The organism is Pseudoramibacter faecis, assembly GCF_036289405.1.
Classification (GTDB): Bacteria; Bacillota; Clostridia; order Eubacteriales; family Eubacteriaceae; genus Pseudoramibacter; species Pseudoramibacter faecis.
Genome location: NZ_JAYFFI010000027.1, coordinates 1 through 9007 on the forward strand (window position 1 = coordinate 1; position 9007 = coordinate 9007).

Below are 9007 nucleotides of genomic sequence, written 5' to 3' on the forward strand. Positions count from 1 at the left end.
TACCCATCGTTTGATTCCTTCTCCAAAGCAGTAAGGAACTATATAAACTACTACAATAACGAACGGATCCAGAGCAAAACAAAATGGATGCCTCCTGTAAAATACAGGAGAACATCCATCTATTGCTAACCTAGGTTCCAATAATGTGTCCAGGATTTTGGGTACATATCAGCCTTGAAGCCTGGGAACCGTCTTTTTTTGACGGCATGGTTGTCTCAGACCTCGACATCCGGCGCGAGAGCCGATTCCGTGAGGCCGAAGAGCGTCTGCATGCTGGCGTGGGCCGTCACCTCCATGTCCAGCGGTGTGAGCACCACGTAGCGGTGGTTGACGGCGTAATCGTCATAGCTCAGATCTTCACGGCTGTCCTGGTGGTTGGGCCGCACGGCCATGTCGTAATAGTCAAAAGTTCCGTCGCTGGTGTGGGCATAGGTGTTGGTGTAATTGTGACGGCGCCCCATGCGGGAGACCACGGTTCCCCGGATGGCGTCGGCGGGGCAGTTGGGAATGTTGACATTCAGCACATAGTCCCGGTTGGTCGGTTGATGGATGAACCAGCGGGCGGCCTTAAGCGCGTATGCGGCCGCATAAGTATAGTCATAGGTTTCGCCGCTGTTGAGGGAGATGGCCATGGCGGGCACGCGATTGAAATAGCCGGCGGAGGCCGCGCCGACCGTGCCGGAGTGGAGAATGTCGAAGGCGACGTTGGAGCCGTGGTTGATGCCGGAGATGAGCAGCGCCGGCGGCTCGGGCAGCAAGGCGTTCAGGGCGATGTCCACGGCGTCGTAGGGCGAGCCCCAGACGCGAAAACCTTCGATGTCCGCTTCGAATTCGGCTGCCTGCACCGCAAGCTTGCCGCGGACGGTTTTGCTGTGAGATTTGGCCGATTGGGGCTCGGCCGGCGCCGAGACAATCACCCGGCCGAGCCGGCTCAGCGCCCGGGCCAGCGCGTGGATGCCCGGCGCGTCAAAACTATCGTCGTTGGAAATCAAAATGGTGGAAGTCATGGTGTTCCTTTCTGTGCTTCACTTGTCGATGGGGGTCCGGTTAGCATCGAATTACTTGTTATTGTATAGGATCGGCCGCGCCGATTCAAGGTTTAAACTTTGCCGATCGGAGTATATGGTCGTATTTGACAGTTCGGGCGCCGGCTTTTATACTAAAAGCATCCGCGAAACGCAAACGCATTTAAAACGCAACTAAGGAGGGACGATGGGATCGTTGGGACGACAATTAAAAAGACGGCAGCAGCGGATGGGCGAGAAGATCGATCGGCCGCGCCCGCGGCTTGGAACGGATCGGCTCGTGATTAAAGTGGTGGGTGAGCGCAAGGATGAATGCCGGGAGATGGTGGCTAATGCGAGACAGGCCGTGGCCATTGCCGGGCTCGACGCTGAGGTGCGCTGCGTGGCCGGCCGGGGGCAGGGCGCGGCCCATCGCATTTTTCAGACGCCGGGCATGCTCATTGACGGCAGGCGCATCGTGATGGGGCGCACACTTCCGATGGATGCGATGCTCAAAACGCTGAAGGCATTGGGGTATACCGATGAGAAATAATCCGATGCTGCTCGTGATCGTGGAGCTCGTTTTTGGCGCGATCGGGAATGGCCTTCCGGAATTACGCTGCCGGCCATTGAGAACGGCGGCGCTTGACAGCGATGCCGGATTCCGGTAGAATAAAAACGATATCATAACCGGAAGAAGACAGTCCGGTGTTCGGTGAAGCGCAGTAGTGCCCACCATGCGAAGGCACGGCACAAACAAATTAAAACGGAGGAACCCCAATGAGAAGAGGCAGACACCCATTGAGGACGGCTATTTTTCAATTGATTTTCGGCATTGTCATGTTTGTCCTGGCGTATTGGAACCACGCGGCGGGAGATCCCCGCAGCATGACGTGGAATATCATTTTAGGCGTGGTGGCCATCGGGATGGCCGCTGTATGGCTGTTGGCTTTCATCAGAAATCAATAATAAAATATAATCAAAAAGCACCGGCGCATTTGATATGTACCCTCTTTACTGGACATCCAGTAAGGAGGGTATTTTTATGGCGCCTCCCGCAGAAAACGCGGCGGTTTGTTGGCGAGAAAAAAGGATAGCAGGATAAGGCCGCAGCCAACGGCGCCGATCCAGGTCAGGGTTTCGCGGAGGATAAGCACGCCGAGGATGGTGGCCGTCGCCGGGGTGATGGCCAAAAACAGGCTCGCGCGATCCGAGGTGGTGCCGGACTGGGCGTAGGGCTGAATCGCAAAACCGAACACCGAGCACACCACCGCGAGATAAAGGACCGGCGCCCAGACGTCCGGGGCTTCCGGCAGGCGGGGCGTTTCAAAGGCGAAGGTCGCAAGGATGTTGAACAACGCCATGAACGCCACCTGGAGCACCCCGAGAGTGATGGCGTCGTCCTGTTTGGAGAGCACATCAGTGAGGATGACGGACAGGGCGTAGACCACCGCCGTCCCGAGGCACCAGACGATCCCGCTGTTGATGACAAAGCGGCCGCTTTGGCCGATGGTGCAGGCCACGCCGACGAAGGCGACGGCCGCTGCGGCCAGACCGGCGCGTGCCGGCCACCGCCGCCGCCACAGCCCGGTGAACAGCGGAATCAGCATGATGGCGGAGCTTTCCATCAGTGCCGTTGTCGAACTGGAGGTTTTGGCGAGGGCGATGGTCTCGCCGGTCATCACGGCGAAAAAGATCAGGCCGAGCAGCGCGCCGCGGCCAAAAGTCCCGCGGGTCATGGCGCGAATTCTTTTGTGAAAGAGGATGAACAGCAGCACCGTCGCGATGGCAAAGCGCACCGCCAGCAAATTAAAGACTTCAAGGGCGGCCAGGCAATGTTTGACCATCAGAAAAGAGGTGGAGCGCGCGAAGATCACCAAAGCGAGCAGTTGTTCGGAACGTTTCTGGGTCATGAGAACCTCCTGTGTGTCGGATCCGGATTTAAACAGAAAAAGCTTAACACAAGCGGTGAAAATTTAAAAGCGGCGGCGATCTTTTGCACTGATGAAAGCGTTTTGCGTTAAAATAATAATCAAAATCAATCGAAGGAGATGATGGATGCGAAAGTCGGTGCGATGAAATTAACGCGTTCAGCCATCGTTTGTGTGATCGGCGACGAAAACGGCGGGGAAAGCCGCCGGGAGCAGGTAGCGGCGGACAGGCCCGGACGCCACCATTGAACGCGTCAATGCCTTTTTTGTGGACACTGAGGTTGAGGCCATCTGCATGATCGCAGCCGTTCCTTTGGATTTGGCGCCGGGCTCGCAGCACTCCGGCGACGCGGCGGGGGCCGATTCGCCGGAATGGGAAAATGTGGATCTCGTTGCCAATTTCGAGGCGGCACTGCGGGTGCCCATTGGCTGTGCCCCAATCGGTCAGGACGGTGAAGACGATGTTTGCGCCGCAGCCGGGTTCGTTCGCCGGTAAGGCGCTGAAACGGCGCAATTAAAAAGCCACGTGAAAACGTGGCTGAGATCCGTCTGCTTAATGAAAAAATAGGTAAATGCCGATGAGGATGAGCATGATGCCTCCGGCGACTTCGGCCGCCTTGCCGAAACGGGCGCTGAAGAAATGGCCGATCATCACGGAAATGAACGACAGGATGGCTGAGATAATGATAATGGCGGCGATGGCCGTTGGGATCGACATGCGGATAAAGGCGAAAGAGACGCCTGCGGCCAACGCGTCGATAGAGGTGACAATGGAAAGGAAAATCGTTTCCCGAACGCTGAAGCTGCGCCCGCGTTCTTCGGCCTCCAGATCTTCGTGAAAGGCATCCCAGATCATCTTGCCGCCGATAAAAGCCAGCAGGATCAAAACGATCCAATGGTCGAAATGGACGATGGTATTGTAAAACTGACGGCCCAGAAGCCAGCCCAGCAGTGCCAGAATCCCTTCTGCTCCTCCGAAGGAGAGCGCGATAACGACGACGTGACGGTAGTTAACTTTTGGCATGGCCAGCCCTTTGCAGGCCGAGATGGCGCTGGAGTCCATCGACAGGCCGACGGCGAGTAGCATGATGCCCATAAATCCCAAGAGCTTACCTCTTCTTTCTTTGCGCAATGTGAAGGATGGATGTAAATAATTTAAACATTCTATCACGGCGCATTAGAGTCAGTCCATGCTAACATCAACTTTTTTAACAAAATTATTTAGGAGACCACGTTGCCGGGCGCGCCGGCCAGCCAGCCTTTGAGATTGGCGCCGATGGTGGCGACTAGCCGCTCCCGGGCCTCTTTGCTGGCCCAGCCGATATGGGGCAGAATCAGACAACGGGGCGCGGCAAGCAGCGGATTATCCGGGACAATGGGCTCCCGGGAAACCACGTCGACACCGGCGGCACCGACTTTCCCGGATGCGAGGGCTTCGGCCAGGGCAGTCTCATCCACCAGGCCGCCGCGGGAGACGTTGATCAATGTAATGCCGTCTTTCATTTTGGCGATGTTATCCCGATTGACGATATGGTCGGTTTCGGGCGTCAGTGGGCAGTGGAAACTCAGAATATCCGATTGACGGTAAAGAGTGTCAGCGTCGACGAAGCGCAGCATGTCACAGGCATAGGTCTTGTAATAATCTGGATGGGCGGTGTGCACCAATACGGACATGCCAAAAGCCTGCCCGATCTTGGCGACTTCCCGGCCGATGTGGCCAAAGCCGTAAATACCCAAGGTTTTGCCGGCGACCTCCGTGATGGGCGCGAGCCAATAGGTGAAGATGGCTGATCGGCACCAATCGCCTCGGGCGACAGAATCTGCGTGGAGACTGACCTTGCTGGCGAGCTCGAGGATCAGGGCCCAGGTCATCTGCGCCACGGACTCGGTGCTGTAGGCCGGCACATTGGTCACGGTGACGCCGTGGCGGCGGCAGGCAGCGAGGTCGACGACGTTGTAGCCGGTGGCACAGACGCCGACATAGCGAATTTGGGGAAAGCGTGTGAGGACAGCCTCATCGATGATAATTTTGTTGTCGAGAATGATTTCCGCTTCGCCAAGGCGTTCCCATTTGTTCGCCTCGGTGGTGTTGGCATAAATGCGAGTGTCGCAAACAGAAGTGATGGGATCCCAGCTGATGTCGCCGGGATTGATGGCGTCGCCTTCGAGTAAAATGGCTTTCATGTGAACCTCCGAATTGTGAATGTGAATTGGATGGCGAATGCTATTCAATCATTATATGAATTTATTATAGCACGACAGTCGCTGATGATCCCGAAAAAGAAACGAAGGATACGAGAAAATAAAAGCGGCGGGAAGCGATTCGGAGAGTTGTTTTAAATGATCTCATATGCTATGATGAGACAAAAATACAGTCGGGGAGGCAGAGGCATGACAGAGGTAAAAAATGGCATGAATACCGGGGTGAATGAAATAACAGAAGACTTCCGTTATTTTGACGATTTGCCCTGCGGCGTTGTCATTTTCGAGTTAGAAAAAGGCCGCAATCTGATCCCGCTGTATCGCAACGCCTGGTATCGCAGGCTCTTTGGCTACGTCAGTCCCAGGCAGGCGGCATTGAAAGACAATGTGCTCGCCCGATTTTACGGCGAGGATCGCAAGCGGGTGACGGCCATGCTGATGGCCAGTGCGGCGGGACAGGCCGGCGAGATGACGGCGCGTCTGACCTTTAAAAATCAAAATGTGATTCGCGTGCATCTGAGGATCTGGTGCCTGGAACGGGATTATATCCAGCCCAAAATCGGCATGGCCATCACCGGCGCCGACAACGAAGATCAGGTGGATCCCATTGCGGCCACTCACAATCAGTTTTATCGGCATATCGCCCAAAATGTGGCGCCAGTGGTTTATGATTACGATATTGAACAAGACCGCTTTTTTTATATCGAGCATACGCAGGCGGGGGAAATCTGCGAAAATATTGTCGACCATTATCTGGAGGAACTGCGCAATGATCGGCGGATTCACCCCAGCACGGTGCGGGAATACCGCAAGGCCTTGGCCGGCGACAGCCAGGAAGACAGCGTGGATTTTCTGGGACTGCGGGCAAATGGCGAATACGAATGGCAGCGCGCCAAGCTGCGAAAGATCCATGTGAGCGATCATGACAGCCTGAGTCCGCATATGATTGGCACCATTGCACCTGTCGGCAGCGATGGCGGCGCCAAACAACGGCTGGTGCACATGGACCGGGTCACCGGGCTGCAGGATCGGGATTCCACGATGACAACCATTCAATGGATTCTTGAAGCCAGGGACACCAGTGCCCGCGCTTTTGTGCTTTTTCGGCTCAACGGGCTTTCCGATGTGGATGACGCGATGGGCGACTGCGTCGGGGATCGGCTGTTGCACCGCCTGGGGCAGGTGCTCGCTCACGCGCTGCAGGGCCAGGATGTGATCGGGCGCTATTCGGGGTCGGTGTTTGTGGTGTTCATCCGCCATGCGGACAGCCGCAAGGTGGTGGAAAATCTGTGGCAGAATGCCCGGGCGGCGATGACGAGCGAAGCCGGCGCCCACTCGGAATATCCGCGAATCGGCGTGACAGCAGGCATTGCCTATCTGCCGGAGGACGGCGGGACGCTGGCCGAGGCCGAGGCGGTGGCGGCCAACCGCCTCGAGGCGGCGGCCGTCGATTGGGAAAATCAAGGATAGCGGCATCAAGTCGACACAGTCGGACCAGATGGTCCGGCTTTTTTATTGCCCGGATTCTGTGCGGGAAATGGGCAGGGGCCTTTTGGCCGGAGAGGAAAATATGGTATGATGAGTTATACTGCCGGCCAAAAGCATTTAAAGTCGGAAAATAAGGGCTGGCAGGCAATGACGGAATGGAGGCGCATATGCAATTCGTGATTGGTCCGCACACGTCGATCGCCAGGGGTTATCGCCGTGCGGCGGAGGAAGCGGCGGCCATCGGGGCCAATACCTTTCAGTTTTTTACCCGCAATCCCCGGGGCGGCAATGCGAAGGCCCTGGATGCGGCGGATGTCGCCGGGCTGCGGGAGGTGATGGCCGCCCACGATTTCGGGCCGCTGCTGGCCCATGCGCCCTACACGTTAAACATGGCTTCAAAGACCGGGAAGACCCGGGAGTTTGCCAAGATGGCTTTTGCGGAGGATCTGGAACGGCTGGAACGGCTGCCCTGCACGTTGTATAATTTTCATCCCGGGAGTCACGTGGGGCAAGGCAGCGAGACGGGCATTGCGCTTATCCTCGAGATTTTAAACGCGGTGATGCGCCCGGATCAGACGACGACGGTGCTGCTGGAAACCATGGCGGGCAAGGGCAGCGAGATCGGCCGCAGCTTTGAAGAGCTGGCCGCCATTATCGCGGGCTGCGACCATGCCGAACACCTTGGTGTGTGTCTTGATACCTGTCATGTGTATTCGGCGGGATACGATATTGTCGGTCACCTGGAAGAAACGCTATCTGCCTTCGATCGGATTGTGGGCATGGAGCGACTGAAGGCGCTGCACATCAACGACAGCAAAACGCCCTTCGCCAGCCACAAGGATCGGCACGAGCAGCTGGGCAAGGGCAGCATCGGCCTTGCGACGTTTGAGCGTCTGGCGGCGCATCCAAAACTCAGTCGGCTGCCCATGTTTCTCGAAACACCCCACGATGATTATCGGGCCTATGGGCAGGAGATCGCTTTCATGCGCGCGGCAAATGAAGGGCGCCGGACAATGTCAAGGGCGGCTGAATGCTGAAACGGGGGGCCTAACACCAGCGATCACACTTGACTAACAGCCCGGCGGCTCGCTATACTTGCGGCATTGATAAAGGCTGGGAGGAATCGGCGATGACAGCCACAGAAAAGAAACAATTTCGGCAGCAATTCAAACAGACGGCCATGCGGGTTTCCGCCGTTTCGGTGGTGGTTAATCTGCTGCTGTCGGGACTGAAATTTTTGACCGGGGTGGCGGCTCATTCCGGCGCGATGATTTCCGACGGGGTGCATTCGGCTTCGGATGTGCTGTCGACCGTCGTGGTGATGATCGGTGTGAATATTGCAAACAAGGAAAAGGACGCCGAGCATCCCTACGGCCACGACCGGATGGAGTCGGTGGCGGCGCTGGCGCTGGCGGCGGTGCTGATGGTGACCGGTGCGCTCATCGGCTGGCGCGGCGTCCAGAAGATGCTTGACGTCAGGACGGTGGCAACGCCGGGGATGCTCGCTATGGCGGCGGCGATCGTGTCCATCGGCGTGAAGGAATGGCTGTATTGGTATACCATCCGGGCGGCGAAGCGCATCCGTTCCGGGGCGCTCAAAGCCGATGCCTGGCACCATCGCAGCGACGCTCTCTCTTCGATCGGTGCCCTGATCGGGATCGCGGGGGCGCGCATGGGTGTGCCGATTCTCGAGCCTATTGCTCAGGTGGTGATCGCACTGATGGTGCTGAAGGTGGCCTTTGACATTGCCAAGGACAGCGTCGACCGGATGATCGACCGTTCGGTGGACCAGAAAACGCTGGATTCGATTTACCGCGTGGTCGTTCATCATCCCGGGGTAATCCGGGTGGACGATCTGCGCAGCCGGACCTTCGGCGCCGGATTTTATATTGATCTGGAGATCGCCGTGGATGCCCAACTCAATCTGCAGGACGCGCACGCCATTGCCGAATCCCTCCACGATCAATTAGAGAACCAGTACCCGATGCTCAAGCATTGCATGGTTCACGTGAATCCGGCCGAAGCGGCAGAAATTTCAAGAAAATAATGGTTTAAAGCTCTGCGAGGCGGGGCTTTTTTTGATGGCGTTTTGGCCATATAAATCCCTTTGGCGGGAATGAAATAGGCGCTATAATAAAAAGAAATAAACGAAGAGGAAGAAGAATGAGGAAGGAGAGGAAAATGCGTATTCAGGCAATCACCACGCTTTATTTCAGTCCCGCCGGCGGCACGCGGCGGGCGACCGGACGCGGCGGATCTGGCCGCATTGGCGGACTTCGGCCGGCAATTGGCTGCGCGCTTGCAGCGCGGGGACCTTCCGCAGGTGGCGGTGCCCGGCGATCCGGACGCGCCCTATTATGTGCCCCGCGGCACGGATGGCCA

Annotated in this window: 12 protein-coding genes; 8 read left to right on the top strand and 4 right to left on the bottom strand. The window is 57.0% G+C overall.

Features of this window, described 5'->3' with window-relative positions:
- On the top strand, positions 1–129 hold a 129-nt coding region (locus V3C63_RS11895; protein WP_425355363.1), incomplete at its 5' end, for an IS3 family transposase.
- Positions 130–215: 86 nt separating this feature from the next.
- Here V3C63_RS11895 and surE read toward each other — a convergent pair.
- Positions 216–1007, bottom strand: a complete 792-nt coding sequence (gene surE, locus V3C63_RS11490) for a 5'/3'-nucleotidase SurE (protein WP_329888077.1) — start codon at positions 1005–1007, stop codon at positions 216–218.
- Between the two features lie 205 nt (positions 1008–1212).
- On the opposite strand from surE, the gene V3C63_RS11495 reads away from it, so the two are divergent.
- Together V3C63_RS11495 and V3C63_RS11500 are read left to right on the top strand one after the other, a co-directional pair.
- Complete coding sequence (locus V3C63_RS11495; protein WP_329888078.1) at positions 1213–1557, top strand: thioredoxin family protein; 345 nt, start codon at positions 1213–1215, stop codon at positions 1555–1557.
- 227 nt (positions 1558–1784) lie between these two features.
- Positions 1785–1973 carry a hypothetical protein gene (locus tag V3C63_RS11500; protein WP_315307893.1) on the top strand — a complete coding sequence of 63 codons (189 nt, stop codon included), beginning with the start codon at positions 1785–1787 and terminating at the stop codon, positions 1971–1973.
- A 74-nt stretch (positions 1974–2047) separates the two neighbouring features.
- Here V3C63_RS11500 and V3C63_RS11505 read toward each other — a convergent pair whose 3' ends face one another.
- A complete protein-coding gene (locus V3C63_RS11505) occupies positions 2048–2917 on the bottom strand; it encodes a DMT family transporter (protein ID WP_329888081.1) in 870 nt (289 codons plus the stop codon).
- A 141-nt stretch (positions 2918–3058) separates the two neighbouring features.
- Between V3C63_RS11505 and V3C63_RS11510 the strand changes: the two genes are divergently transcribed.
- The gene (locus tag V3C63_RS11510; RefSeq protein WP_329888083.1) at positions 3059–3184 is read left to right on the top strand and encodes a hypothetical protein; all 126 of its coding nucleotides are present in this window, start codon (positions 3059–3061) and stop codon (positions 3182–3184) included.
- A gap of 46 nt (positions 3185–3230) precedes the next feature.
- The gene (locus V3C63_RS11515) at positions 3231–3431 is read left to right on the top strand and encodes a hypothetical protein (RefSeq protein WP_329888084.1); all 201 of its coding nucleotides are present in this window, start codon (positions 3231–3233) and stop codon (positions 3429–3431) included.
- Positions 3432–3488: 57 nt separating this feature from the next.
- On the opposite strand, the gene V3C63_RS11520 is transcribed toward V3C63_RS11515, so the two are convergent.
- Together V3C63_RS11520 and V3C63_RS11525 are read right to left on the bottom strand one after the other, a co-directional pair.
- On the bottom strand, positions 3489–4031 hold the full coding sequence (locus V3C63_RS11520) for a manganese efflux pump MntP (RefSeq protein WP_329888090.1): 543 nt from the start codon (positions 4029–4031) through the stop codon (positions 3489–3491).
- A 125-nt stretch (positions 4032–4156) separates the two neighbouring features.
- Entirely contained in the window at positions 4157–5119 is a 963-nt protein-coding gene (locus tag V3C63_RS11525) for a D-2-hydroxyacid dehydrogenase (protein ID WP_329888085.1), read from the bottom strand.
- A 207-nt stretch (positions 5120–5326) separates the two neighbouring features.
- Between V3C63_RS11525 and V3C63_RS11530 the strand changes: the two genes are divergently transcribed.
- The 3 genes from V3C63_RS11530 to V3C63_RS11540 all read left to right on the top strand — a co-directional run bounded on the left by V3C63_RS11530 (position 5327) and on the right by V3C63_RS11540 (position 8672).
- Positions 5327–6607, top strand: a complete 1281-nt coding sequence (locus tag V3C63_RS11530; RefSeq protein ID WP_329888086.1) for a sensor domain-containing diguanylate cyclase — start codon at positions 5327–5329, stop codon at positions 6605–6607.
- 185 nt (positions 6608–6792) lie between these two features.
- On the top strand, positions 6793–7662 hold the full coding sequence (locus tag V3C63_RS11535; RefSeq protein WP_329888087.1) for a deoxyribonuclease IV: 870 nt from the start codon (positions 6793–6795) through the stop codon (positions 7660–7662).
- A gap of 92 nt (positions 7663–7754) precedes the next feature.
- A complete protein-coding gene (locus V3C63_RS11540; RefSeq protein ID WP_329888088.1) occupies positions 7755–8672 on the top strand; it encodes a cation diffusion facilitator family transporter in 918 nt (305 codons plus the stop codon).
- Positions 8673–9007 lie beyond the last annotated feature (335 nt).

What these genes read in the sequence shown, in the direction of transcription:
- surE (WP_329888077.1), bottom strand. Translation starts at nt 1,007, where the DNA reads ATGACTTCCACCATTTTGATTTCCAACGACGATAGTTTTGACGCGCCG.
- V3C63_RS11495 (WP_329888078.1), top strand. Translation starts at nt 1,213, where the DNA reads ATGGGATCGTTGGGACGACAATTAAAAAGACGGCAGCAGCGGATGGGC.
- V3C63_RS11500 (WP_315307893.1), top strand. Translation starts at nt 1,785, where the DNA reads ATGAGAAGAGGCAGACACCCATTGAGGACGGCTATTTTTCAATTGATT.
- V3C63_RS11505 (WP_329888081.1), bottom strand. Translation starts at nt 2,917, where the DNA reads ATGACCCAGAAACGTTCCGAACAACTGCTCGCTTTGGTGATCTTCGCG.
- V3C63_RS11510 (WP_329888083.1), top strand. Translation starts at nt 3,059, where the DNA reads ATGGATGCGAAAGTCGGTGCGATGAAATTAACGCGTTCAGCCATCGTT.
- V3C63_RS11515 (WP_329888084.1), top strand. Translation starts at nt 3,231, where the DNA reads ATGATCGCAGCCGTTCCTTTGGATTTGGCGCCGGGCTCGCAGCACTCC.
- V3C63_RS11520 (WP_329888090.1), bottom strand. Translation starts at nt 4,031, where the DNA reads ATGGGCATCATGCTACTCGCCGTCGGCCTGTCGATGGACTCCAGCGCC.
- V3C63_RS11525 (WP_329888085.1), bottom strand. Translation starts at nt 5,119, where the DNA reads ATGAAAGCCATTTTACTCGAAGGCGACGCCATCAATCCCGGCGACATC.
- V3C63_RS11530 (WP_329888086.1), top strand. Translation starts at nt 5,327, where the DNA reads ATGACAGAGGTAAAAAATGGCATGAATACCGGGGTGAATGAAATAACA.
- V3C63_RS11535 (WP_329888087.1), top strand. Translation starts at nt 6,793, where the DNA reads ATGCAATTCGTGATTGGTCCGCACACGTCGATCGCCAGGGGTTATCGC.
- V3C63_RS11540 (WP_329888088.1), top strand. Translation starts at nt 7,755, where the DNA reads ATGACAGCCACAGAAAAGAAACAATTTCGGCAGCAATTCAAACAGACG.